Raw genomic sequence first — 23393 nt, forward strand, 5'->3', positions numbered from 1 at the left:
GCTCCGTGCCACGCCACCGCGGACGGCGGGCCGGCGCCCGGCGCCGGCCCTCGCTCAGCCCATGTCCTTGTCCGGCCGGGCCACGCAGAGCGCCCAGATGACGAATCCGTACAGGGCTATCAGCGTCAGCGACCAGACGGGGTAGTACGGGATGTCGAGGAAGTTGGCGATGATCAGCAGCGCGGCGATCCCCACGCCGATCACGCGTGCCCAGGTGGCCGCCGCGAACAGGCCGAGGCTCACGACCACGGCGAGCGCGCCGAGTGCCAGGTGGATCCAGCCCCAGCTCGTCAGGTCGAACTTGAAGACGTAGTTCTGGGTGGTCACGAAGACGTCGTCCTGGGCGATGGCCATGACGCCCCGCAGGATGTCCAGGACACCGGCGACGAACAACATCACCGAGGCGAAGATCGTCAAGCCGCCGGCCGCCGTCAGGGCTGTCTTGGAGTGGGTGCTGTGATGCTGGGTGGTTGCCATGGCGGGACCTCCGTTGCACGGGCTGCGACCGCAGCCACTCACCACCGAGCCTGCGACAGCCGGGCGCCCGCGGCCTCACCCGCCAAGGGTGACGGTGAACGGACACCCCGCCGCGGGCCCCGGGCCCCCGGACCGCGCCTCAGTGCCCCAGCAGCGCCCTCAGCTCGGGCTGGAGCAGATCCCCGTGAGCCCGTACGAGGTCGTCGCACAGGTCCCAGATGCGCTCGACCGGGAGGGCCGCGGCCGTCGCGGGGTCGGCCATCGCGGCGTGCCGGATGTGGCGCGGCTCGTGATCGGTGGCGGCGCGCACCACCAGATCGGTGACGGAGACGTACGCGCTGTTCAGCGCGGCGCACTGCGGGGGCAGCGCTCCGATCCGGGTCGGCTGGACCCCCAGCGCGTCCGTCAGGCACGGGACTTCGACGACGGAGTCCGCCGGGAGGTTGTCGATCAGACCGCGGTTGGGCACGTTGCCGTAGATCGTGCGCGGGGTGCCGGTCAGCGTGCTGTGGATGATCTGCGGGGCGTACTCCATGGTGCCCTCGACAGGGAGGGGGCTTCCGCAGGCGAGGGCGTCCCTGGTGCGCCGGTAGCTCGCCGCGTTCTCCTCGATGATCTCCAGATAGGCGCCCACCGGCAGTCTGAGCCGCTCGATCTCGCTGTCGTGGTGGAGGTACCACGGCACGTACTCCGAGGAGTGCTCGCTGGTCTCGGTCGGGTAGTGGCCGAGACGGCGGTACATGTCCACGCGGACCCGGCGCAGCAGCCCGGGGTCCTTGGCGATCGCCTCGTCCAGGAGGGGGTACAGGTCCTGGCCGGCGCGCTCGAAACGCAGCAGCCACGCCTGGTGGTTGACCCCGGCCGCCAGATGGGTGACCTCCTCGAAGGGGACGCCGACGAGCTGGGCGAGGTCGTGCACGGTCCAGTGCACCGAGTGGCACAGGCCGGTGACGCGCAGCCGCGGGGCGATGCGGCTCAGATACAGGACGTTCATCGCCATCGGGTTGGTGTAGTTCAACAGCAGCGCGTCGGGGCAGAGTTCGCTCATGTCGGCGGCGAGCCCGCGCAGCACGGGGAAGGTGCGCAGGGCGCGGAAGATGCCCCCGATGCCGAGCGTGTCGCCGATGGTCTGGCGCAGTCCGTAGCGGGCGGGGACGGTGAAGTCGGTGCGGGTCGCGCCGTCCATGCCGACCTGGATGATGTTGATGACGAAGTCGGCGTCCTCCAGGGCCGCCCGGCGGTCGAGGTGCGCGGTGATGGTGGGTTTGGCGCCGCGTACGCCGGCGATGTACCGCGCCGCGCCCTCGGCCGTGTCCAGGCGCTCCGGGTCGATGTCGTGCAACGCGACCCGGGCGTGGGCGAGTTCGGGGAAAGCGAGCAGGTCGGCCAGCAGTCCCTGGGTGAACACCACGCTCCCGGCTCCGATGAAGGCGATCTTCGGGGCGGTGACGTCGTTCATGAACGGCTCCTGGTCTCGCGGGTGCGTGGGGTCGGTGACATGGCCGGGTCCTGCGCGGTGTCCGGGACGCCGGGGTGGCCGGGGAGCGTCGCGCGGGCGGCGGCCAGGGCTTCGTCCCAGGTGGGTTGGGCCGCCGTACCGCCGTGCGCCCGGGTGGAGAGCGAACCGCAGGCCGCGGCCACCGTGAGCGCGGAGAGCGGGTCGAGTCCGCGCAGGGTGGCGGCGACGAACCCGGCGTCGAAGCTGTCGCCGGCGCCGACCGTGTCCACGGGCTCGACGGCGACCGCCGCCGCGCGCGTCAGCTCGGTGCCGGTGTGGGCGAGGGCGCCGTTCGCGCCGTCCTTGACCACGACCACCGGTCCCCGGCCGGCCAGGGCGGCGGCGGCCGCGACCGGTTCGCGCTGCCCGGACAATGCCGCCGCCTCCGCCGCGTTGGGCAGCAGGAAGTCGGTGAACTTCAGCACCGGGTCGAGGAGTTCGGGGTCCCAGCGTCCGGCGGGGTCGTCGTTGGTGTCGAGCGAGGTCGTCGCCCCGGACTGCCGCGCCAGCACGAACACGGCCGCCAGGCAACGCGCCAGACGGGGCATCAGGAAGAACGACGCCGCGTGCACGTGCCGGGAGGCCCGGACCAGGTCCCTGGGCACGTCCTCGGGACCGGTCGCCGTGAGACAGCCCTGCGCCGTGAGGATGGCCCGGTCCCCGTCCCCGGCCATGACCACCGCCGTGAGCGGAGTGGGCCGCACCGGGTCGGTGACCAGGGCGCCCACGTCCACACCGCGCCCGGCGAGCGCCTCGCGCACGAAGGCGCCCGCGGGATCGTCGCCCACCCGGCCCGCGAAGGCGACCCGCAGCCCGAGCCGCGCGGCCCCGCACGCCATGATCGCCGCGGAGCCGCCGAGCACCAGTCCGGCGTGCTCGACGAGCTGCTCGCGCTGCCCGAACTCCAGCGGGCCGCGCAGCGGGCCGACGACGACGTCCGGATTGGCGTCGCCGACGACCAGGAGATCGAAGGATTTCATCGTGTCCTAGCCCTTCAGACCGCTCGAAGTGAGCGACTGGACAAAGGTCTTCTGCGCCAGCAGGAACGCGACCAGCACCGGCAGCACGGTGATCACGTTGCCCGCCATCACCGCCGACCACCGGGTGTGGTGCTGCCCCTGGAACGTCGTCAGACCGAGCTGCAAGGTGTACTGCGTGTCGTGGTTGATCGCGATGAGCGGCCAGGACAGGTCGTTCCAGGTGCTCAGGAACGTCAGCACGGCGACCGTGGCCAGCGCGGGCCGGGCCAGCGGCAGCACGATCGAGAACAGCACCCGCAGCCGCGAACACCCGTCGATCCAGGCCGCCTCCTCCATCTCCCTCGGCAGCGCCAGGAAGAACTGCCGGAACAGGAAGACCGCGAACGGGGTGACGAGCGAGGGCACGATCAGCGCGCCGAGCGTGTCGATGAGCCCCAGCTCCTTCATCACCAGGAAGGTCGGGATCATCGTGAGCTGGAAGGGGATCACCATGGTCGCCAGCATCAGGGCGAGCAGGATCCTCGATCCGGCGAACCGCATCCGGGCGAAGGCGTAGCCGCTGAGCGCGCCGAGCAGCAGATTCGACAGGACCGCCGCGACCGCGACGATCAGCGAGTTGACGAACCAGCGCGGGAACATCGCGTTCCCGAGCACGTAGCGGTAGCCGCCGAGGTCGATCCCCTTGGGCCACAGCGCGGGCGGGAACCGGTTGATCTCCGCGTCGGACATCACCGAGCTGAGCACCAGCCAGAGCAGCGGCAGCGCGAAACACAGCGCCATCGGCGCCAGCAGCAGATGCCAGCCGCTCGGCCTGCGGGAGGTGAGGGGTGAGGTCATCGGACCGCTCCTTCGCCGCGTTCCTGCCGGCGCATGACCAGACGCAGCGCTCCGCCCGCGACCAGCAGCGCGACCGCGAGGACGTACGCCGCCGCGGCCCCGTAGCCCGCCGTGAACGTCTGGAACGCCTGCTGCCAGACGAAGTAGACGACCACGCCGGTCGAACCCAGCGGGCCGCCCTTGGTCGTCACGTAGATCAGGTCGAAGACCTGGAGCGCCGTGATCAGCTGCCACAGCAGCAGGAACACGGTGACCGGGGTGAGCGTCGGCAGGACGATGTGGCGCAGCACCCGCCCGCGGCCCGCCCCGTCGATCCGCGCGGCCTCCACCAGTTCGGGCGGGACGTCCTGGAGCGCGGCGAGATAGACGACGACGCAGAAGCCGACACCGCTCCACAGCGAGATCAGCACCAGCAGATAGATCGCCTGGTCCGGGTCGGTGAGAAAGCCCTGCGGGGACAGCCCGATCGTGTGCAGCAGGGAGTTGGCGACCCCGAACTCCGGATCGAGGATGAACGAGAACAGCACGCCCTGCGCGGTCGCCGAGACCACGAAGGGGACGAAGACGAGCGTGCGGTAGAGGCCGATGAACCGGATGCGGCGGTTCAGCGCCAGGGCCAGCACCAGCCCGCCGACCAGGCTGAGCGGCACGTACAGGGCCGTGTACAGCAGGGTGTTGCCCACGGCCGTACGGAAGTTGGGGTCCTGGGCCAGTGCGCGGTAGTTGTCGAGGCCGACCCAGCGGCCCGGGGTGACGAGGTCGTCGGCCCGGAAGGAGAGCAGCAGCGACCAGACGACGGGCACGATGCTCAGGCCGAGGATCACGACGACGGCGGGGCTGATGAAGGCCCAGGCGGTGGCGCTCTCGCGCCGGCCGCGACGGCGGGCGGCACGCCGTGCGGCGGCCGGGGTCACCGCTGGGCCCGGTACGACGGTGAGGGCGCGGGGAAGGGTGGACATGACGGCCTCCTTCAGCTGGGAGTCAGCTGGGAACGTCTGAAGTCGAGGTCACCGGGGAACGAGCCGAGGTCACCGGGGACGAGGCGGGTTCACCGGGGGATGAGCAGGGCCGCGTCGGCCGTCTCGGCGCACCGGCGGACGGCGTGGGCGGGGGAGTCCTTGCCGAGCAGGACCGAGACGATCGCCTCGCCGAAGGCCTGGGAGATCTGCGGATAGGCGGCGTGCACGGGCCTGACCCGGGCGGAGGCCAGCGTGTCGGTGAACACCCCGAGACCGGTGGTCGTCGCGGAGTGCTCGCGCCACTCCGGACGGCGGGCGGTGGCCGAGCTGAGCGGGAGGCCACCCGCCGAGAGGTCCCAGCGCGCGTCCTGGGACGGCCGGATCATCCAGCGCACGAACTCGACGGCCGCGCGGGAGCGGGCGGAACCGTTGTCGAACACGGTCCAGGTGTCCGGCCCCGAAATGGTGATCGGCCTTCCGCTGTAGCTGGGGAGCGGGACGACGCCGTAGTCGACCTTGGCGCCGATGACGTCCGGGAGCTCCCAGGGACCGGTGGCCACCATGCCCATCCGGCCGCTGAGGAAGACCTGGTACATCTGCTCGCTGCCGGGTTTCGGGTCGACGTACACGCTCCTGTCGTGGGCCAGCCGGGCCAGCGTCGACAGGGCGCGGGGGCCCTGCCGGGCGAAGCCGATCCGTTTGCCGTCGGCGGCGATCACCTCGCCGCCGAGGTCCCAGACCATCGGCCACAGCCGCCAGACGGTGTCCTCGTCGCCGGTGCCCGGCCAGCCCGTGCCGAACACACCGCGCCCGGGGTCGGTGAGCCTGCGCGCGGTGTCGGTGAACTCGTCCCAGCTCCAGCCCGCCTTCGGGAAGGGGACCCCGGCCCGCCGGAACAGCTTCTTGTTGTAGACGACGGCCAGCGAGTCGAGCACCGCCGGGGCGGCGCGCACCTTGCCGTTGACGGTGACCGCGTCCCGTACCGGCGCCCAGAAGGAGCTCCAGGACGGGGTGCCCCCGTGCAGCGCGGAGGTGAGGTCGACGACCCGGGGACTGCGGGCGACGCTCGCCAGGTCCGAGCCGAAGATGTAGGCGATGTCGGGGTAGGAGCCGGCGGCGAGCGCGGCCGTCACCTTCTGGAGCATGGCGTCGGCCACCACTCCGCCGCCCGAACTGTCCACCCGTATGCGGGGATGGGTGCGGTTGAACTCGGCGACCAGGGCCTCCAGGGCCTTCCTGGCCGTGTCGTTCTGGCCGTGCCACAGCTCGACGGTCACCCTGCCGTCGGCGCCGACGCCGTCCGAGGGGCCGCCGCAGCCCGCCAGTGCCCCGGCGGCCGCGGCTCCGAGGAGCAGTCGGCGCCGCGCGATCACGCGTGTCATCCGGGGCCCCCTCAGCGCGTCCTGCGGACGTAGTCCGCGCTGCCGGGAGTCGAGACCATCACGTCCCGGCGCACGATGCTCAGCCGGTCGCCGTAGGCCGCGCGGGCCTTGCGCAGTCCGCTGTCGGTGTACTCGATGACCACCACCCGGTCGTGGAAGGCCTTCGCGTACGTGCCGCACTCGTCGTACTGGCCGCACTCCTCGGCCACCGCGAAGTCGAGCCCGGTCCGTGACCTGAGACCCGCCAGTTCGGCCGTGTTCTTCTGGGCGATCGCCAGATGCCGGGCGTGCGCGTGCCGGGACAGCAGGGTGATGAACGCGGTGGCGTCGTCCGCGGTCAGCAGGTTCCGGGAGCGGGTGTAACTGTCGTAGTTGTCGGGCTCGACGGCGTCGAATCCCTTGTCGGCGCACTCGTCGATCCACCGGTCGACGCGCGCGGCCACCCGGCGGCGCTTGTCCGGCGTCCGGATGTCGAGGAGCGCCTCGTTCCAGTCCTTGTCGACGACGGCCTTGCCGTCCGCGTCCCGCAGCAGCAGGTCGGCCGGCCACTGCGCGCGTTCCTCGGGCTGGGCCTGGAACGCGTTGACGTAGCAGATGTTGTAGAGGCCGCGGGCCGGTGTGGAGGAACGGTCGCGGCTGACGATGCGGACGTCGGCGGCCGGAGTGTAGGCGCCGCCGATCTGGTAGTCGAACCCCGCGTGCAGGGGCGGGAGTTGGACGGCGGTGGCGGTTCGGTGGGGGCCGGGATCCGGTTTCGCCGAGGCGCCGGTGTCCTTGCCTGGATCGCAGCCGGGCAGTGTCAGGAGGCCGGTCAGGGCGGTGGCCGTGACCAGGACTCCGGTGCGGAGAACACGTTTGACGGGGGGCATGTCCGCTCCATCAAATCGCGAGTACGTCCCCGCCTCGGACGCTTCGAGCGATCCTGGCGACTTTGGCCGGACTTGAACCTGGTCCGTTACCGGCTGGGCGCACCTCTGCGTGCCGGGTCGCGCCACGGCACGCTCAGGATCAAATCGTGCAGGCCCGACTTCGTCAAGTGCGGGCCAAGGCTTGGGGCGTCGTCCGGCGAGGACGCCCGCCGGACCGGGGCGTCAGGGACGCGGGGGGTGCGGCGGGTGCGGGGGAGGGGGCGGCAACGTCGTGACGTCCGGGGCCGGTTCGGGCCAGACGAGCAGCACGGGGCAGGGGGCGTGGTCGACGACGAAGCGTCCGGCGGGGCCCAGGCTGTGCGGGCCGAGCCGGCTGCGGTCGCCGTCGCGGGCCAGCACCAGCAGTCCGGCGCCCTCGGCCGCGGCGACCACCTCCCGCTCGACCCGGCCGGTGCGCTCCAGGCGGGTCGCCGGGCTCCCGAGGCGCTGGGCCGCCGCGTCGAGGAGCTCGGCCGCGGAGACCGTGCCGAGGCTCTCCAGCAGGTCGCCGGGGTCGGGTTCGGACCGTCCGCGGCCGAGGAGTCCCGCGAACGCGCCGTGCGCGAGACCGGGCACGGCGGGGTCCGCGACATGGAGCAGCACCACCTCCGTCGCGCCGGGGGCGTGCGTCCGTACGGCGTCCACGCACGCCGGCCATGTTCCCTCGACCAGCCAGACGACCACCCGCATGCCCATCAGCCTCCGATGACGTGGAGCGAGACCCACAGCGCCAGCACGGCGGGGACCAGGGCCGCGGGGACGGCGATCAGGCCCAGCCGGGTGAACTCCTTCAGGTCGACGCCGTGTTCGTGCTGATGCACGATACGACGCCACAGCAGCGTCGCGAGGGAACCGGCGTACGTCAGATTGGGTCCGATGTTGACGCCGAGCAGGACGGCCAGCACCGCGCCCGCGCCGGAGTCGGCGGCCAGCGGCAGCAGGACGAGGACCGCCGGCAGGTTGTTGATCAGGTTGGCCAGGACGGCGGCGATCGCGGCGACACCGAGCAGTGCCGCCAGCGAGCCGCCCGTCGGAAGGAGGTCGTCGAGGGCGCCGGCCAGACCGTTGTCGACCACCGCGCGGACGACGATGCCGAGCGCCAGGACGAAGGCGAGGAAGGAAGGCGCCGCGGCGCGCACGACGGTGAGCGGGGTGGTGCGGCGGCGGACGAGCGCTCGTCCGGCCAGCACGAGCGCCCCCGCGGCGGCGGACCAGGCAGGGTCGATGCCGACGGCCGAGGCGAGGACGAACCCGGCGAGGGTGCAGCCCACGGTGATCAGGGCGAACAGCGGCACGTCCGGCGGTTCCTCCGTGTGCCCGGAGGACGCGCCCACCGCGAGGTCACGGGCGAAGAAGCGCCGGAAGACCACGTACTCGGCGCCGATCGCCACCAGCCAGGGCAGCACCATCAGCGCGGCGAACCGGGTGAAGCTCAGACCGCTGGCGGTGAACGCGAGCAGGTTGGTGAGGTTGGAGACCGGCAGGAGCAGCGAGGCGGTGTTCGACAGGTGGGTGCACGCGTACACGTGCGGCTTGGGGCGGGCCCCCATCCGCGCCGCCGTCGCGAACACGACGGGGGTGAGCAGCACGATGGTGGCGTCCAGGCTGAGCACCGCCGTGATCGCCGAGGCGAGCACGAACACGGCGGTCAGCAGCCGGCCGGGCTGCCCCGCGGCCCAGCGCGCCATCCAGGCGCCGCACGCCTGGAAGAGGCCCTCGTCGTCGCAGTACTTGGCCAGGACGAGGACGGCGGCGAGGAAGCCGATCACCGGCCCCAGATGGGCGGCCTCCGCGCGGGCGTGGTCCCAGGAGATCGCCCCGGTGGCCAGGACCAGCCCCGCGGCGGGCACGGCCACGACCGCCTCGGGCCAGCCGAACGGCCGCACCACCGCGCAGACGAGGACGGCCGCGAGCAGGACGACGGACAGCGTCTCGGCGAGCGGGCTCGCGAGAGCGGCTGCCAGGGGCGTGCCGGTCGCGCCGGGGAGGCCTTGGACGAATGTGCTGTTCAGGATGGTGTTCCTTCGGGCGGTGACGACGGCGCCCTCCATCACATCAGACGGGGCGGCGCTCGCCGGTGAACACCCTCCCCTCGCGTCGCCGCCCCGCCGCGGCGCTCGCCCCCGCCGACCGGTCGCCGCGCCGGCCTCGCGCGCTCACTCCTCGCCGAGGAGGGACAGCTCCGCCCAGATCGTCTTGCCCTCGGGGGTGTGCCGGCTGCCCCAGCGCTGGGTGAGCTGGGCGACGAGGAGCAGCCCGCGGCCGCCCTCGTCGAAGGTCTTCGCCCGGCGCAGATGGGGCGCGGTGTGGCTGCTGTCCGAGACCTCGCAGATCAGGGTCTCGGTGTCGTGGATGAGCCGCAGCCGGATGGGCGGTTCGCCGTAGCGGATGGCGTTGGTGACCAGCTCGCTCACCACCAGCTCGGCCGTGAACGTGGCCGCCGTGAGCCCCCACACCTCCAGCTGGTCGGCGACCTGCTTGCGGATCGGCGCGACGAGGGCGGGGTCCGCGGGGATGGCCCAGGTGGACACGTCGGACGGGGCGAGGCCCTGCGTACGGGCGAGCAGCAGCGCCACGTCGTCCGGCGCCCCGCCCGAGGGGAGCAGCGCCTGGAGGATCGCGTGGGCCGCGCCCTCCAGGCTTCGCGAGGACTCCTGGAGCGCCCGGCAGAACAGCCGCAGGCCCGCTTCGACGTCCCGGTCCCGGCTCTCCAGCAGACCGTCGGTGTACAGCGCGAGCACCGTGCCCTCCGGCAGGTCGAGTTCGGCCGACTCGAAGGGCAGCCCGCCCATGCCGAGGGCGGGACCGGGCGGCACGTCGATCTGGCGGGGCGGTCCGTCCGGCGGCAGGACGACGGGCGGCGGATGGCCCGCGCTGGCGAGCGTGCAGCGCCGGGAGACCGGGTCGTACACCGCGTAGACGCAGGTGGCGCCCACCTCTCCGGTGATCCCCTCGGCCCCGGCCTCGGCGGACAGCCGTACGACGAGGTCGTCGAGGTGGGTGAGCAGTTCGTCCGGGGCCAGATCGATGTCGGCGAGCGTGCGGACGGCGGTGCGCAGCCGGCCCATCGTCGCCGAGGCCTGGATGCCGTTGCCGATGACGTCGCCGACGACCATGGCGACCCGCATCCCGGACAGCGGGATCACGTCGAACCAGTCGCCGCCGACCCCGGCGCGCGCCGCCGGCAGATAGCGCGAGGCCGCCTCCAGGGCCGCGGTCCGGGGCAGGGACTGGGGCAGGAGGCTGCGCTGAAGGGCCAGCGCCGTCTGCCGCTCGCGGGAGAAGCGCCGGGCGTTGTCGATGCAGACGGCGGCTCTGGCCGTGACCTCCTCGGCGAGCAGCACGTCGTCGGCCGTGAAGGGGTCGGGCCGCCGGAACCGGCTGAGGACGACGACCCCGAGGGTCCGGCCGCGCGCCCGGACGGGCACCGACATGGTGGCGTGGACGCCGTACTCCCGTACGTGCTGCCCGCGCGGCCCGTCCCAGCTCAGCCACTTCGCCAGGGTGCCGTTCGCGTTCGGCGCGACGAGGGGACGGCCGACGACCAGCGAGTCGGCCTGCGGCGAGGACGCGGGATACACGTCGACGTCACCGGGTTCGAGGACCGCTTCCGGGTTCCCGGCGCTCACCGAGCGGTGGGCGGCGCGGCGCAGCGTGACCGGGGCGGCCGGCGGCCCGACGCTGTACTCGGCGCCGTTCTCCGGCGGGTCCAGCAGATCGACGCTGACGAAGTCGGCGAGCGCGGGGACGCAGACGTCGGCCAGTTCCTGGGCCGTCCGCGTGACGTCGAGGGTGGTGCCGATGCGCACGCTGGCCTCGTTGACCAGTTGGAGCCGCTCGCGGGCCCGGTTCTGCTCGGTGGTGTCGTGCGCGGCCACACACACGCCGATGACGCGTCCGTGGGTGTCGGTGAGCGGGGCGATCCGCGCGAGCCAGTGGTGCGCCCGCTCCTCGCCGCCGGCGCGCGCGTACGTCTCCACGTCACGGCTCCGGCCGGAGGCGAGCACCTCGGCCATCTCGCGCTCCAGCCGCTCCCCGGACTCCCCGGAGCCGATCTCCGAGACCTTCAGCCCCCGGATGCGCTCCTCGGGGATGCCGATCACCTCGGACATCGCGTCGTTGAGGCCGTACAGCCGCAGCCGCTCGTCGTAGACGGCCATGGCGCACGGCGCCTGGGCGAGGAAGGCACGGGCCAGCGGGTCGTCCGGGGTGCGCGGCTCCAGGCCCTCGACCGGGGTGAGCACGAGCCAGCCGCCGGTGTCCTTGCGGGGATGGGCGAGCAGCCACACGGACAGCACCCGGCCGTCGCGGTGGCGCAGGGCGAGCACGCCGTCGCGGCGGTCGCCCCCGGTGCCCGGGAGCGGAGTCGTGGTCCCGGGGGCGAGGAGGTCCGCCGCCGGGCGGCCCTCGACCTCCTCGGGCGAATAGCCAAGGAGCCGCCGGGCGCCCTCGTTCCAGTGGATCAGGGTGCCGTTCCCGTCGATGACCGCCCGTGCGGTGGTGGCCTCGTCGAGAGGGTGGACCGGGCTCATCGTCGCCACTTTCCCTTGTACGCACACTCGCGGTGATCAAGCGCGCCGTCCGGGTTCCAGACTAGTGGCTGCGCGTCGTGCGCACCGTCGAACGGCGAGGGCCCGGACAGCCATTCGTACGGACCGAACCGGCCGGATCCGTACCGGCCGGTTCCGCGCGCCCGGCGGTGTGCCTTCCCGGGGCCGCCGACCGAGGGCGGGAGGAACGGGGTCGGCGGCCGGTTTCGCGTGGGAGAGCCGCCGTCCCGCGCGGGGCCCTGGGGAAGGGCCGGGTCCCCAGTGGACTACGGAGTCGTGTGCGCGGGGAGCGTGCGCGAGAACCCGGAGTGCGTGAACGGTTCACACGGGGCGCGTGGAATTGCGAAAGCCGCGGCGCCCCCGCCGAGTGGGCGTTCCTTTTTGACATTCTTTCAATAAGCCTGATCTCGCCCATGCGCCTTGTTGCTGGCGAGTGTGTTGTGCGAGGGTGAGCCTCCCGCGCTTGGTCAAGGGCCGGGTCTGAATCGCTGTTCGCCATTCCCGGCTGTCGACGAGCTCAAGAGGCTCCCTGAGCGACGGTCGCCGCACGGCCTTCGTCCCCGGCCGTTTTCCCGGCGCTCCGTCAAAAGGTCCACACCAATCGGGACTCCTTTTCGACGGGCAAGCACGTCCTGTGTGCCACCTTGCACCTCGGAAGGAACCCGCTCCCGTGCGCACCCCCCACCCGCCGCTGCCCGACCGTCCGCCGGGCGGATATTTCGGCGAATCCGACGAGGAGCTGGCCGCTCTGCTGAGAGGCGGGGCGGAGGCCGACACCACGCGTCCCGTCGCCCTGCTGACGGCCCGGCACTGGCGGCCGGCGTACGACTACGCGGTGATCTGCCTCGCCACCTCCTCGCAGGTCGCCTCCATGGTCGCCGAGGCCTCCTTCCATCACGTCCTCGACGGCCTCGGGGAGGGCGAACACGCGCTCGCACTGCGGCCCGAACTCCTCGTGACCGTTCGGGACACGGTCCGCACCTGGGCGGCCGACGACCGGATATGCGAAGCCCTCCCCGCCCTGAGGAAACCCGCGGGAGGCCGCGGTATGCGCGCGGCGAAGTCCATGACGGCCGAAAACCGCAAGCTGGCCGAATACGCTTTCCTCGGCCTTCCGGGCGCCGCCCGATGCCTGTTGTGGCACACCGAGGTCGAGGCCGAGTCGCTGTCCGTGCCCGCGGGGCTTTTGGGTCTGGACGCCGAGAGCGCCGCCGCGGCCTGGGAACAGGCCCGTGAGCAATTCCGCCAGGCGTGCCTGCGTGCCCATATGGAACTCGCGCCGACCAGGGAATGCCGGTTCCACAACCGGCTCCTCGACGTTCCGATCCGGCGCGGCGGAGCGTTGCTGCCCGAGGTGCGGCAGCATCTGTCGGTGTGCTCCTACTGCCGTCACGCGGCGGCTCAACTCGCCTACTTCGAGGGCGAGTTGGGTCTTCTGATCGCGGAGTCCGTGCTGGGCTGGGGCGCTCGCCGCTACTTCGACTCCCGCCGGGCCCGCGGGCGGCAGGCGCTGCGGGCCCGCAGCGTCTCCGCCTTCGCCGGCCGACGTCGGCGGGGCGGTGAGCGTCCGAGGAGGAGCGGGCGTCTCCTGGGCGGCGGACGCGCGGCGGACCGCGATCTCCCCGGCCCGGACGGCCCTTCCGCGGACGAACCGCGCCGGGACACGGGCGGGACCCCGGCCGGCCGGGCACGCCCCGTCACGGGCGAGCGCCTCGCGGATTCGGGACACCTCGCTGACGCGGGACACCTCGCGGGCTCCGGACACTCCCGAGCCGAGGACCGCTTCGAGGGCGCGGAGCGCTTCGGAGACGCGGGACACCCTCAAGAGCCAGGGCTTCCCGGAGGTCCCGGGCACCCTGGAGACCTCGGGCACACCGGAGGCGAGGCACGCTTCGGAGGGGACGAGCGGCTCGGAGGCGCCGGGCACCCTGGAGACCCCGGGTTTTCCGGGAGCGAGGGGCACCCCCGAAGCGAGGGGCGGTCCGACGGCGACGGGCGGTCCGACGGCGGTGCCGGACCGGTGGACCGCGGACGCGCCGGTACGGGCGGACGCCGGCGTCCGCAGGCCCTGTTCGCGTCGACGGGACGCCGGGCCGCCAAGCCGGCGGAGGGGTCGCAGCAGGTGCTGGTCACCGGGGCCGGTCTGTCGGCGGCCCTGCTGGCGACCGTCCTCGCGGTCAGCCTGTGGCCGAACGAGGACGGCGGCGACCCCGCCGCGGCCATCGGCGCGAGCAGCAGCCGGACCCTGTCACCCACCCAGGACGCCCAGGTCCCGCCCGTGAACTCCACGCGGCCTCCCGCGGCCGGAGTCCCGACCCGGCTGCGCAACGCGGACGCCGGCCTGTGCCTGGACGTCCGCGACTCCCGGGCCGTGGAAGGCGCCGAGGCCACGCTGGACGCGTGCTCGTCCGCGCGCACCCAGGAATGGGCCTACGAGCGGGACGGCCTGCTGCGCAGCGTCGCCGCTCCCGCGCTCTGCCTCGACGCGCGGGCCGACGACGGTGTCCTCCTCCTCAGCCGCTGCGCCCAGGACGACGCGAAGCAGCGGGAGAACCTGCGCTACGACTTCACCGACGAGGGCGAGCTGCTGTCCCGGGGGCGCGACGGACTGGCCGTCGCGCCCGCGTCCGAGGACTCGGGCGCCGACATCGTGGTCAAGGTCCGCGACTACTCCGAGATCCAGCGCTGGCGCACCGAGGGCAGCTAGGCACACGGCGCCGGGGCACCGCGGATGGCCGGGCGCGACACCGCCCGTACCGCGGCGGCCCCCGCCCCGGCGCGCACGGCCGGGGCGGTTCCGTCCGCCGCTACGACACGACGTCCAGGGGCGGCTTTCCGGCGATGAAGTCCGCCGCGTTCCGGACCGCGGCCAGCGCGATCCGTACGAGCGTCTCGCGGGTGACACCGGCGACGTGCGGGGAGAGCACGACGTTCGGCGCCTTGAGCAACCGCAGGGCCGGGGTGGGCGGTTCGGGGTCGAAGACGTCGAGGCCGGCCCCTGCGAGCGCGCCCGCGTGGAGCGCGTCCGCCAGGGCGTCCTGGTCGATCAGGGCGCCCCGCGAGGTGTTGACGACGAACGCGGTCGGCTTGAGGAGCGCGAGCCGTTCGGCGTTCAGGAGATGGCGGGTCGTCTCCGTGAGCGGCGCGTGCAGACTGACGTAGTCCGATACGCGCAGCAGTTCCTCCAGTTCGACATGGCGGGCCCCGCCGAGCCGGGCCTCGGTCTCCGCGGGCACCCGCGTGGGTCCCGCGTAGACGACGCTCATGTCGAACGCGACGGCGCGCCGGGCGACTTCCTCGCCGATGTGGCCGAGCCCCACGATGCCGAGGGTCTTGCCGGACAGCTCGGTGATCGACTGCTGGAGCCGGGGAAGCGCCCAGTCCGCCTCGGTCAACGCCGTGTGGGCGGGCACCAGTTGTTTGGCGAGGGCGAGCATGAGGGCGAAGGTCTGCTCGGCCACGTTCTGCTTCTCGGCGCCGCTGGAACCGATGTTGCACACGGGCACGCCCCGCTCGCGCGCCGCGTCCAGATCGACGTAGTCGAAGCCGTGGCTGGCGCACTGCACCAGCTCCAGATCCGGTGCGGCCGCGATGTGTTCGGCGGTCACCGGGCCGAGACCGGTGACCACGACATGGGCCTCGCGCAGGGCGACGGGGTCCTCGTCGGTGGCCTCCACGACGGTGACACGGGCCTGCCCGGGGAAGAGCGTGGCGAGCGCCGCCCCCGCCGTACGGCCGCCCACGTGCGGGGAGACGACGGCGAGCACGTTCTTGATGACGGTCATGAGGGTTCCTCGATCAGGTCGTCGGGGCCGACGGAGGCCGGGTGGGCGTGGCCGGACAGGGCGAGGGTGAGGTCGAACTCGGCGAGCAGACAGCGGACGACGTGTTCGACGCCCGCCTGGCCGTCGAGGCCGAGCCCGTAGGCGTAGGGACGTCCGACGAGCACCGCCCGCGCGCCGAGGGCGAGCGCCTTGAAGACGTCGTCGCCGGTGCGGATGCCGCTGTCGAAGAGCACGGTGAGCCGGTCGCCCACCGCCGCCGCCACCCGGGGCAGCGCGTCGGCGGCCGCGACGGACCCCGCCACCTGCCTGCCGCCGTGGTTGGAGACCACCACGCCGTCCATCCCGGCCTCGGCGGCGTGACGGGCGTCGTCCGGGTGCAGGATGCCCTTGAGGACGATGGGCCCGTCCCAGTTCTCCCGCAGGAAGGCCAGATCGGGCCAGGTCTTGCCGGGGTCGGCGAACATGCTCACGAAGTGCATCACGGCCGCGTTCGGGTCCTCGTGCACCGGCTTGGCCAGACCCGCCAGGAACGCCGGGTCGGAGAAGTAGTTGGCGGTGCCCACGCCGTGCAGGAACGGCAGGTACGCCTGGTCGAGGTCGCGCGGGCGCCAGGCGAGCAGCGGGGTGTCGAGCGTGACGAACAGCGCGGTGAACCCGGCCGCCTTCGCCCGGTCCAGGAAGCTGCGCGTGACCTCGCGGTCCTTCGCCCAGTACAGCTGGAACCAGCGCTCCCCGTCGCCCATGGCCTCGGCGACCTGCTCCATCGGGGTGCTGGAGGCCGAGGACAGGATGTACGGGACGCCCTGCGCGGCGGCGGCCCGTGCCGCGGCGCACTCCGCGTCCGGGTGCATGATCGACAGAACGCCGATCGGCGCGAGCGCGAGCGGCGCGGGCAGCGGCCGCCCCAGCACCTCGACGGACAGGTCGCGTTCGTGGACGTCGCGCAGCATGCGCGGCACGATCCGGCGCCGTCCCAGCGCCTCCCGGTTGGCGCGCGCGGTGCTGCCGTCGCCCGCGCTTCCCGCCACATAGCCGACCGGACCGGGTCCGAGCCGCTGTTCGGTGAGCTCCTCCAGCCGTGTCAGATCGGTGGGCAGCCGCGGCACGGCGCCCGTCATCCCGTTCAGATAGATCTCGTACTGGAAGTCGGCCCAGTGCTTCGCCATCCGTACGTCCCGCCTCTCGTCCCCAAGACCGCGCTGTACGGGGTCGATCCTTACGAGAGTGACAAGTCACGTCCACTGTGGTGCGCACAAAGTGCGGCTGGGATCATCATGGTGTGACAAACAAGCCGTCCGGGATCCGGGAGCGCATCCGGCAGGAAATGGTCGCCGACCCGCAGGTGGTGGAGGCGATCGTCGCGGCGGTCCACGAACAGGTCCCGGTGTACGCGGCGCTCGACGACAGCCGGCTGCCCGAGGTACGGGCCATCGCCGCCTGGGGCCTGGAGCGGCTGCTCCACCTGTGGGCCACCGACGGCACGCTGGGCCCGGCGGATCTGCGGCGCTTCCGGGGCATCGCCTCGGCCCGCGCGGCGGACGGACGTCCGGTGCGGGCGGTGCTGCGCGCCTACCGGGTCGCGGGCACGGTCCTCACCGACGAGGTCGCCGCCCGCGCGCCCCGCCTCGGCGCCGCCGACGCCTTCGCGCTGGCCCGCATGCTGCTGGTCAGCCTCGACACTCTCTCCGAGGAGATGGCCACCGCGTACGCGGCCACCAGCGAGGATCTGGCCGGTGACCGGAACCGGGCGCTGCGGCTGCTGCTCGACGACCTGATCGCCGGGCGGCACGCCTCGGTGGGCGCGCTGGCCGACCGCTCCGCGCGGCTCGGCGTCCAACTGCCCGATCCCTGCTGCCTCCTGGTGGCCGAGCCGGCCGCCGCCGACCGGCCCGATCCGGCGCACGGCACGGCGACGGACCTGCTCGACGCACTGGCCCCTCCCGGGGGAGAGGTGACCTCGCTGGCGACGGTACGGGGGTCACGGGCGGTTCTGCTGCTGCCGCTCGCGGCCTCGGCGCGCGTGGCGGCGGTCCTGGGCGAACGGTCCTGGCGCGGATGCGTCGTCACCGTCGAGAGCCCGGACCGGATCGCCCTCGCGCACCGGCTCGCGGCGGACGCGCTCGACACCGCCCCGGCCCACGCCCATCGGTCCGGGCGCGTGCTCACCGACGCCGACGCGCAGGTCCTCGCCCTGCTCGCCGGGCGCCCCGCCGCCACACCCGGCCAGATCGCGCGGCTGGTGCTCGGACCGCTCGCCGAACCCGCCCAGGGGCATCTGCTGGACGCCCTCACGGCGTACATCGACTCGGGCTCGGCGAACGCCGCCGCGCGGGCCCTGCACCTCCATCCCCAGTCCCTGCGCTACCGCCTGCGCCGCGTCCTGGAGCTGACGGGCCGTGACCCCCGCGACCCCTGGCACCGGCTCACCCTGGACATCGCCAGGACGGTGCGCGACTGAGCGGTCCCGGCTCCCGGACGGCACCCGGCCGCGCCGGGTCACTCCTCGTCGCCGGGGGCTTCCCGTGTCCCGGTGTCCGGGCCCTGTGAACGGACCCGCTGCACGTGTTCGAGCGACTCGCGCAGTTCACCGAGCCAGTCGTCGGTGTGCCGCTGCACGAGACGGACGCACCAGGCCAGGGCGTCGCTGCGGCTGCGGGCCACCCCGGCCGCGACGAGCGTGTCCAGGACCTCGCGCTCGGGCTGGCGCAGCCGGGTCATGACGGGCGCGGCGACATGGGTGAACAGGGCGCGCTCGGTGCCGCACTCCACGCCCCAGGAGACCTTCTTGCGGAAGCGGTGCTCCGCCTCCCGCGCGACCTCCACGCGGTCCTCGCGGGTGCGCTCGCGGAACTCCTGGACACGGGCCTGGAGCGCCGCCTCCTTCTCGGCGTCCGAGGCGCCCTCGGCGAGCTTCGGCTCGGGGATGCGGCCGACGACGGTGATCTCCTCACGGTCGGCCCGCACCTCGGTCAGGCTCTCGAAGAGATCGTCGGGCAGACGGCCGGCGAACCAGCCGCGCAGCTTCTCGTGTTGCTCCGATGTAATCATGTAATCACCATTACTCCGCCGCGATCGAAGCGCAAGGGACGCCGGAGAAGTCCGCCGAGAGCGGAAGTCGAGGCGGCATGCCGGTTCAAGCGGAATGTTTCAGGCCTATTGCTGAGCCGTGTCATTCCGGCCAGGTGGCTGTCCGCAGTTGTCGCCGGGCGCTCGGTTACTGGCCTCACCCGATCGAATTCTGTGACTTCGCGCCACTGATTCAATACTCAAAGTTACCGAAACGTGTGGGGTCGATGTGTGTTTCCTGTGCGGACTCGGCAGACTCGCGCTCGCCGAACCGGCACCGACCGAGCCGGTATCGCATTTCGATCGAGCGGAAGGATGCACACAATGCCGAACACCGCGCGTTGGGCAGCGACTCTCACCCTGACGGCCACCGCAGTCTGCGGCCCCCTTGTCGGGTCGGCCCACGCGGCCCCGTCCGGGCTCTACGCCCCCTCCGCCCTGGTGCTCACCACGGGCCACGGCCAGACGGCCGCCGTCGCGACTCCGGAGCGCGCCGTCACCCTCAACTGCGCCCCCACGGCCTCCGGGACCCATCCGGCCGCGCCCGACGCCTGCGCCGAACTGCGCGCGGTCAAGGGAGACTTCGACGCGCTGACCCCCAGAAACGGTGTCTTCTGTACCAGGCTGTACGACCCCGTGGTCGTCACCGTGGAAGGCGTCTGGCAGGGCAAGCGCGTCTCGTACGAGCACACCTTCTCCAACGAGTGCGTGAAGAACTCCTACGGGACGACGGTCTTCGCGTTCTGAGAGACCGGGATCGCGTGGCCGTCGTGGACATGGACCGGGAACCGTAGCTGGGGAGTGCGGGCCCCGTCACGAAGCGCCATGTGATTTCGCACCGAGGGCCGGTCAGACGGAGTGGGGCCGTCGACCGGCCCTCGGCATGTCCGCGTCCAGGCCGCCGTCCCACGGCGGTCTGGACGCACCCCGGAGGTGCCGCCGAGGACCGCCGGCCCTTCCCGGACCCTCCCCGAGCGGTACCACGCCCGGGGAATCCCTGCGCCGCACGGCCCAGGCCCGTCACCTTTCCGGGTCACCCGGGATGCCGACGCGGCCGGGATGGAGTAGCGGTGGAGCATGGGTGCACTCCTCGACTGGGACCAGCGGCTGTTCACACGGGTGGCCACCGCGCGGGTGCCCGGAGCCGATCCGGCGCTGCGGCGGCTCAGCCACGCGGCCGACCACGGCCGCCTCTGGCTCGGCGCGGCCGCCGGGCTCGGCCTCGCGGGCGGCCCGGCCGGGCGCCGGGCGGCGCTGCGCGGGCTCGGCTCGCTGGCGCTGGCCTCGTTCACCGTCAACACGCTGGTGAAGTGGAGCGCCCGCCGCCCCCGCCCGCTGCTGGAAGGCGTCCCCACGATCCGGCGCCTGTCCCGCCAGCCGCACACCACCTCCTTCCCCTCGGGGCACTCCGCCTCCGCCGCGGCCTTCGCGACCGCCGTCGCCCTGGAGTCCACGCGCTACGGCCTCCTGGTCGCGCCCGTGGCCGCCGCCGTCGCCTTCTCCCGCGTCTACGTGGGGGTCCACTACCCGGGAGACGTCCTCGCCGGCGTGGCCGTCGGCGCGGGCGCCGCCGCCCTCACCTGCCGCTGGTGGCCGCCGCGCCCCGTCGTACCGGAGCGGGAACGGCCCGCCGCACGGGCACCCGCGCTGCCGCTCGGCAGGGGCCTCGTCCTGATCGTCGACCGTCCGGCCGGTGCCGGGGCGGCGCTGCACACCCGGCGGCTGCGCGCCCTGCTGCCCCAGGCGGAGGTGATCGAGCGCGGACCCGACGAGGACCTGGCGGAGCTGCTCGCGGTGGCGGCCGACCGGGCCGTCGAGACGGGCGGCGCGCTCGGGGTCTGCGGCGGCGACGCCTGTCTCGGCGCCGCCGCGCGCGCTGCGGCCCGGCGGGGACTGGCGCTGGCCGTGTTCCCCGGTGGCACCGACGACCGCTTCGCCCGGGACGTGGGCGTGCACGACTTCGAGGACGCCTCCCTCGCGGTCGCCCGCGGCGAGGCGGTCTCGGTCGACATCGGCGTGGCCCGTACCGGCACGGGAGAGGACACCTGGTTCCTGAACGAGTTCAGCCTCGGCCCGTACCCCGAACTCGCGCGGCTGCGGGAGCGGTTGGAGCGGCGCTTGGGCGGCGCCCCGGCGGCGGCCGCCGCCCTGGTCCGGGTGCTCGGCGCCGCCCGCCCGGTCGAGCTGAACGTCAACGGCAGGCCCCGCAGCGTCTGGCTGCTCCTCGCGGGCAACGGGCGCTTCGTGCCGGAGGGGCTCGCCCCCGCGTTCCGGCCGCGTCTGGACGACGATCTGCTCGACGTGCGCCTGGTCGACGCGGGACGCGTCCTCGCCCGTACGCGTGCCGTGGCCGCCGCGCTCCTCGGGACCCTTGAGCACGCGCGGGTCTACGAGGCCGAGCGTGTGCCGTGGGTGGAGCTGGACGGTGTCCTCGGCGCGGACGTCCCCGCGTTCGACGGTGAACCGCGCCCCGGTGCCGCCGGGTTGAGGCTGGAGAAGGAGTACCGGGCCCTCGTCGTGTACCGGCCCGCCCGGGCACGGGACGAGACGGTCCAGGAGGTCGGTCGGGTCCCGCCGCGACCGCTCACCGAAGAGGGGTGAGGGGCCGCCGTCTCCCTGCGGACGGCGGCCCCTCGGCCCGGGTGGGCGGCGGCCGGGCCGTGACCCGGCCGGCACCCGGTCACATGTGGACGACGGGTGCGGCGTCCGGGTCCTGGGCCTGCCTGCCCGGGCGGTAGAGCACGAGGGCGATGAGCGCCCCCGCGGCGAAGAAGCCGGCCGACCACCAGAAGGCGGTGGTGTAGCTCTCGATCGTCGACTGCGCCTGGACCAGCTTGTCCGTCGCGTCCTTGCCCGCGAGGTAACTGCTCGCGGCGCTCGCCGCGAGCGTGTTCAGCAGCGCGGTGCCGATCGAACCGCCCACCTGCTGCATGGTGTTGACGGTCGCGGAGGCGACACCCGCGTCCTCGGGAGCGATCCCGCTGGTGGCCAGGGACATGGCGGGCGGCATCACCATGCCGAGTCCGGCGCCGATCAGCAGCAGCTGCGGCAGCACGTCGGTCGAGAAGGACGAGTCGACGCCGATGCCGGTCAGCCATGCCATGCCGAGCGCGGCGACCGCGAAGCCCGCGGGGATGACGGCCTTCGGGCCGATCCGGGGCACCAGGACGGTCGTGGAGACCTGGGCCATGACCATCAGCGTCGCCATCATCGGCAGGAAGGCCACACCGGTCTTGGTGGGGCTGAAGCCGAGGTTCAGCTGAAGGTAGTAGGTGAGGAAGAGGAAGACGCCGAACATGCCCGCGCCGGTGATCAGGACCGCGAGGAACGAGGCGGCCCGGTTGCGGTCGAGCAGGACGCGCATCGGCAGGAGCGGGTGCGCGGCCCGTGTCTGCCACCGGGCGAACGCGGCCAGAAGGACGCCGCCCGCCGCCAGGAAGCCCCAGGTGAGGGGCGAACTCCAGTCGTGGGTCTCGGCGTTGGAGAAGCCGTAGACCAGCGAGAAGAGACCGGTGGAGACCAGCAGGGTGCCCGGCAGGTCGAGCTTGGAGTCGGCGGCGTCGCGGTGGCCGCTCAGCAGGACCCAGCCGCCCGCGAACGCGACGACGGCGAAGACGAGGTTGACGAACAGGGTCCAGCGCCAGTCGAGCGCGTCGGTCAGGAGACCGCCGAGCAGCAGACCCACCGCGCCACCGGCGCCGGCGATGGCGCCGTACACGCTGAACGCCTTGGCGCGCTCCTTGGCGTCGGTGAACGTCGTGTTCAGCAGGGAGAGGGCGGCCGGTGCGAGGAGGGCGCCGAACACGCCCTGGAGGGCGCGCGCGGTGACCAGCATCCCGAATCCGGTCGAGGCGCCGCCCAGGACGGAGGCTCCGGCGAACCCGGCGACACCGACCAGGAAGGCGGGCTTGCGGCCGAAGAGGTCGGCGATGCGCCCGCCGAGCAGCAGCAGGGAGGCGAAGGCGAGGGAGTACGCGGTGACGATCCACTGCCGGCTGCCGTCGGAGAAGCCGAGGTCCGCCTGGGCGGAGGGCAGGGCGATGTTCACGATGGTGGCGTCGAGGACCACCATGAGCTGGGCGATGCCGATGATCGAGAGGATCCACCACCGGCGCTTGGACGCGGCCGCGGACGCCGGGTCCGCGGCACCGGCGCCGGTGCCTTTGGTCAGGGTCTGGGACATGGGAGGCACTCCAGGGAGGTCGCTCGTTACGTGCACGTAAACGAAACGGTTTCGTACACATCGACGTTCCGACCTTAGATCCCGCCCAGCGAAACGGCAACGTTTCGCTAGGTGTCCGGGTGTGACGTCCGTCCCATCGGCGATTCCGGACCGCGGAGTGAGAACCTGGAGGCGGCCGAACGACCGGCACTCCCGACCGAAGGCACCCTCACCGAAGGACCGAGCCGCCATGTCCGCCGAAGTCACCGCAGGCACCGGAACGTACCTCGCCCTGGACGACGGGCGTCCCGCCGTCCGCTTCCACCGGGTCTACGACCACCCCGCCGACCGCCTCTGGCGGTTCGTGACCGACCCGGGCGAGCTCGCCGCGTGGTTCCCCTCCCGCGTCGAGATCGAACCGCGCCCCGGCGGCACGGTCCGGTTCAGCGGCGATCCGAACATGCCGGAGTCGACGGGGCGCGTCCTCGCCGTCGACCCGCCCCGCCACCTCTCCTTCGCGTGGGGCGGCGACGAACTGCGCTTCGACCTCCAAGCCCTCGACGCCGGCCGCGCCCGCTTCACGCTCACCGACGTGCTCGCCGAGCCGAACACGGCCGCCCGCAACGGCGCCGGCTGGGAGGTGTGCCTGGCCGCCCTCGACCTGGCGGTCCGCGGCGAGCGCTCCGAGGGCCCGCACTCCGGGGGGATCACGGCCTGGAAGGAGATCTACGACGTCTACGTCGAGGCGGGCTTCCCCTCCGGTGCCCCGGTCCCGGGGGTGGACTGACG

At 73.1% G+C, this 23393-nt stretch carries 19 protein-coding genes; 5 read left to right on the forward strand and 14 right to left on the reverse strand.

What is annotated here, in order from left to right; translation table 11 throughout:
* Nucleotides 1-54 precede the first annotated feature (54 nt).
* The 10 genes from WJM95_RS29575 to WJM95_RS29620 form a co-directional block, all read right to left on the reverse strand.
* Nucleotides 55-477, reverse strand: a complete 423-nt coding sequence (locus WJM95_RS29575; protein ID WP_339133229.1) for a hypothetical protein — start codon at nucleotides 475-477, stop codon at nucleotides 55-57.
* A 139-nt stretch (nucleotides 478-616) separates the two neighbouring features.
* Nucleotides 617-1936, reverse strand: coding sequence for an alpha-glucosidase/alpha-galactosidase (locus tag WJM95_RS29580; RefSeq protein WP_339133231.1), 1320 nt, complete (start codon nucleotides 1934-1936; stop codon nucleotides 617-619).
* The gene (locus WJM95_RS29585; protein ID WP_339133233.1) at nucleotides 1933-2955 is read right to left on the reverse strand and encodes a carbohydrate kinase family protein; all 1023 of its coding nucleotides are present in this window, start codon (nucleotides 2953-2955) and stop codon (nucleotides 1933-1935) included. Before WJM95_RS29585 ends, WJM95_RS29580 begins: the two co-directional genes overlap by 4 nt.
* Before the next feature lie 6 nt (nucleotides 2956-2961).
* Complete coding sequence (locus tag WJM95_RS29590; RefSeq protein ID WP_339133235.1) at nucleotides 2962-3792, reverse strand: carbohydrate ABC transporter permease; 831 nt, start codon at nucleotides 3790-3792, stop codon at nucleotides 2962-2964.
* The gene (locus WJM95_RS29595) at nucleotides 3789-4751 is read right to left on the reverse strand and encodes a sugar ABC transporter permease (protein ID WP_339133237.1); all 963 of its coding nucleotides are present in this window, start codon (nucleotides 4749-4751) and stop codon (nucleotides 3789-3791) included. The genes WJM95_RS29590 and WJM95_RS29595 overlap by 4 nt, the downstream gene beginning before the upstream one ends.
* A gap of 89 nt (nucleotides 4752-4840) precedes the next feature.
* Nucleotides 4841-6133 carry an ABC transporter substrate-binding protein gene (locus WJM95_RS29600; protein ID WP_339133239.1) on the reverse strand — a complete coding sequence of 431 codons (1293 nt, stop codon included), beginning with the start codon at nucleotides 6131-6133 and terminating at the stop codon, nucleotides 4841-4843.
* Nucleotides 6134-6144: 11 nt separating this feature from the next.
* Nucleotides 6145-7002, reverse strand: a complete 858-nt coding sequence (locus WJM95_RS29605; RefSeq protein ID WP_339133241.1) for an endo alpha-1,4 polygalactosaminidase — start codon at nucleotides 7000-7002, stop codon at nucleotides 6145-6147.
* Between the two features lie 222 nt (nucleotides 7003-7224).
* Nucleotides 7225-7731: a universal stress protein gene (locus WJM95_RS29610; protein WP_339133243.1), complete on the reverse strand. Its 507-nt coding sequence runs from the start codon at nucleotides 7729-7731 to the stop codon at nucleotides 7225-7227.
* Between the two features lie 5 nt (nucleotides 7732-7736).
* Nucleotides 7737-9092 carry an arsenic transporter gene (locus WJM95_RS29615; protein ID WP_339133245.1) on the reverse strand — a complete coding sequence of 452 codons (1356 nt, stop codon included), beginning with the start codon at nucleotides 9090-9092 and terminating at the stop codon, nucleotides 7737-7739.
* A gap of 105 nt (nucleotides 9093-9197) precedes the next feature.
* Nucleotides 9198-11573 carry a SpoIIE family protein phosphatase gene (locus tag WJM95_RS29620; RefSeq protein ID WP_339133247.1) on the reverse strand — a complete coding sequence of 792 codons (2376 nt, stop codon included), beginning with the start codon at nucleotides 11571-11573 and terminating at the stop codon, nucleotides 9198-9200.
* 688 nt (nucleotides 11574-12261) lie between these two features.
* Between WJM95_RS29620 and WJM95_RS29625 the strand changes: the two genes are divergently transcribed.
* Entirely contained in the window at nucleotides 12262-14298 is a 2037-nt protein-coding gene (locus WJM95_RS29625) for an RICIN domain-containing protein (protein ID WP_339133249.1), read from the forward strand.
* Nucleotides 14299-14398: 100 nt separating this feature from the next.
* On the opposite strand, the gene WJM95_RS29630 is transcribed toward WJM95_RS29625, so the two are convergent.
* Both WJM95_RS29630 and WJM95_RS29635 read right to left on the reverse strand, forming a co-directional pair.
* Nucleotides 14399-15376, reverse strand: a complete 978-nt coding sequence (locus WJM95_RS29630; RefSeq protein ID WP_339133251.1) for an NAD(P)-dependent oxidoreductase — start codon at nucleotides 15374-15376, stop codon at nucleotides 14399-14401.
* Nucleotides 15373-16542 carry a lactate 2-monooxygenase gene (locus WJM95_RS29635; RefSeq protein WP_339133253.1) on the reverse strand — a complete coding sequence of 390 codons (1170 nt, stop codon included), beginning with the start codon at nucleotides 16540-16542 and terminating at the stop codon, nucleotides 15373-15375. The genes WJM95_RS29630 and WJM95_RS29635 overlap by 4 nt, the downstream gene beginning before the upstream one ends.
* A gap of 113 nt (nucleotides 16543-16655) precedes the next feature.
* Here WJM95_RS29635 and WJM95_RS29640 point away from each other — a divergent pair, with 113 nt between their 5' ends.
* On the forward strand, nucleotides 16656-17834 hold the full coding sequence (locus WJM95_RS29640) for a helix-turn-helix domain-containing protein (protein WP_339133255.1): 1179 nt from the start codon (nucleotides 16656-16658) through the stop codon (nucleotides 17832-17834).
* A gap of 38 nt (nucleotides 17835-17872) precedes the next feature.
* Here the strand turns inward: WJM95_RS29640 and WJM95_RS29645 are convergent, their stop codons facing one another.
* Entirely contained in the window at nucleotides 17873-18424 is a 552-nt protein-coding gene (locus WJM95_RS29645) for a hypothetical protein (RefSeq protein ID WP_339133257.1), read from the reverse strand.
* A gap of 342 nt (nucleotides 18425-18766) precedes the next feature.
* Between WJM95_RS29645 and WJM95_RS29650 the strand changes: the two genes are divergently transcribed.
* Together WJM95_RS29650 and WJM95_RS29655 are read left to right on the forward strand one after the other, a co-directional pair.
* Nucleotides 18767-19189 carry a protease inhibitor gene (locus WJM95_RS29650; protein WP_339133259.1) on the forward strand — a complete coding sequence of 141 codons (423 nt, stop codon included), beginning with the start codon at nucleotides 18767-18769 and terminating at the stop codon, nucleotides 19187-19189.
* 330 nt (nucleotides 19190-19519) lie between these two features.
* Nucleotides 19520-21043 carry a phosphatase PAP2 family protein gene (locus tag WJM95_RS29655; RefSeq protein WP_339133261.1) on the forward strand — a complete coding sequence of 508 codons (1524 nt, stop codon included), beginning with the start codon at nucleotides 19520-19522 and terminating at the stop codon, nucleotides 21041-21043.
* Nucleotides 21044-21122: 79 nt separating this feature from the next.
* Here WJM95_RS29655 and WJM95_RS29660 read toward each other — a convergent pair whose 3' ends face one another.
* Nucleotides 21123-22625 (reverse strand): MFS transporter, encoded by a 1503-nt coding sequence (locus WJM95_RS29660; RefSeq protein ID WP_339133263.1) that lies wholly within the window; start codon nucleotides 22623-22625, stop codon nucleotides 21123-21125.
* A 229-nt stretch (nucleotides 22626-22854) separates the two neighbouring features.
* Here WJM95_RS29660 and WJM95_RS29665 point away from each other — a divergent pair, with 229 nt between their 5' ends.
* A complete protein-coding gene (locus tag WJM95_RS29665; protein WP_339133265.1) occupies nucleotides 22855-23391 on the forward strand; it encodes an SRPBCC family protein in 537 nt (178 codons plus the stop codon).
* The last annotated feature ends 2 nt before the right edge of the window (nucleotides 23392-23393 follow it).

The sequence above is a fragment of the Streptomyces sp. f51 genome (genome assembly GCF_037940415.1).
Taxonomy (GTDB): Bacteria; Actinomycetota; Actinomycetes; order Streptomycetales; family Streptomycetaceae; genus Streptomyces.

What these genes read in the sequence shown, in the direction of transcription:
- WJM95_RS29615 (WP_339133245.1), bottom strand. Translation starts at nt 9,092, where the DNA reads ATGGAGGGCGCCGTCGTCACCGCCCGAAGGAACACCATCCTGAACAGC.
- WJM95_RS29580 (WP_339133231.1), bottom strand. Translation starts at nt 1,936, where the DNA reads ATGAACGACGTCACCGCCCCGAAGATCGCCTTCATCGGAGCCGGGAGC.
- WJM95_RS29575 (WP_339133229.1), bottom strand. Translation starts at nt 477, where the DNA reads ATGGCAACCACCCAGCATCACAGCACCCACTCCAAGACAGCCCTGACG.
- WJM95_RS29635 (WP_339133253.1), bottom strand. Translation starts at nt 16,542, where the DNA reads ATGGCGAAGCACTGGGCCGACTTCCAGTACGAGATCTATCTGAACGGG.
- WJM95_RS29665 (WP_339133265.1), top strand. Translation starts at nt 22,855, where the DNA reads ATGTCCGCCGAAGTCACCGCAGGCACCGGAACGTACCTCGCCCTGGAC.
- WJM95_RS29605 (WP_339133241.1), bottom strand. Translation starts at nt 7,002, where the DNA reads ATGCCCCCCGTCAAACGTGTTCTCCGCACCGGAGTCCTGGTCACGGCC.
- WJM95_RS29645 (WP_339133257.1), bottom strand. Translation starts at nt 18,424, where the DNA reads ATGATTACATCGGAGCAACACGAGAAGCTGCGCGGCTGGTTCGCCGGC.
- WJM95_RS29630 (WP_339133251.1), bottom strand. Translation starts at nt 15,376, where the DNA reads ATGACCGTCATCAAGAACGTGCTCGCCGTCGTCTCCCCGCACGTGGGC.
- WJM95_RS29660 (WP_339133263.1), bottom strand. Translation starts at nt 22,625, where the DNA reads ATGTCCCAGACCCTGACCAAAGGCACCGGCGCCGGTGCCGCGGACCCG.
- WJM95_RS29610 (WP_339133243.1), bottom strand. Translation starts at nt 7,731, where the DNA reads ATGCGGGTGGTCGTCTGGCTGGTCGAGGGAACATGGCCGGCGTGCGTG.
- WJM95_RS29595 (WP_339133237.1), bottom strand. Translation starts at nt 4,751, where the DNA reads ATGTCCACCCTTCCCCGCGCCCTCACCGTCGTACCGGGCCCAGCGGTG.
- WJM95_RS29590 (WP_339133235.1), bottom strand. Translation starts at nt 3,792, where the DNA reads ATGACCTCACCCCTCACCTCCCGCAGGCCGAGCGGCTGGCATCTGCTG.
- WJM95_RS29600 (WP_339133239.1), bottom strand. Translation starts at nt 6,133, where the DNA reads ATGACACGCGTGATCGCGCGGCGCCGACTGCTCCTCGGAGCCGCGGCC.
- WJM95_RS29585 (WP_339133233.1), bottom strand. Translation starts at nt 2,955, where the DNA reads ATGAAATCCTTCGATCTCCTGGTCGTCGGCGACGCCAATCCGGACGTC.
- WJM95_RS29650 (WP_339133259.1), top strand. Translation starts at nt 18,767, where the DNA reads ATGCCGAACACCGCGCGTTGGGCAGCGACTCTCACCCTGACGGCCACC.
- WJM95_RS29655 (WP_339133261.1), top strand. Translation starts at nt 19,520, where the DNA reads ATGGGTGCACTCCTCGACTGGGACCAGCGGCTGTTCACACGGGTGGCC.
- WJM95_RS29620 (WP_339133247.1), bottom strand. Translation starts at nt 11,573, where the DNA reads ATGAGCCCGGTCCACCCTCTCGACGAGGCCACCACCGCACGGGCGGTC.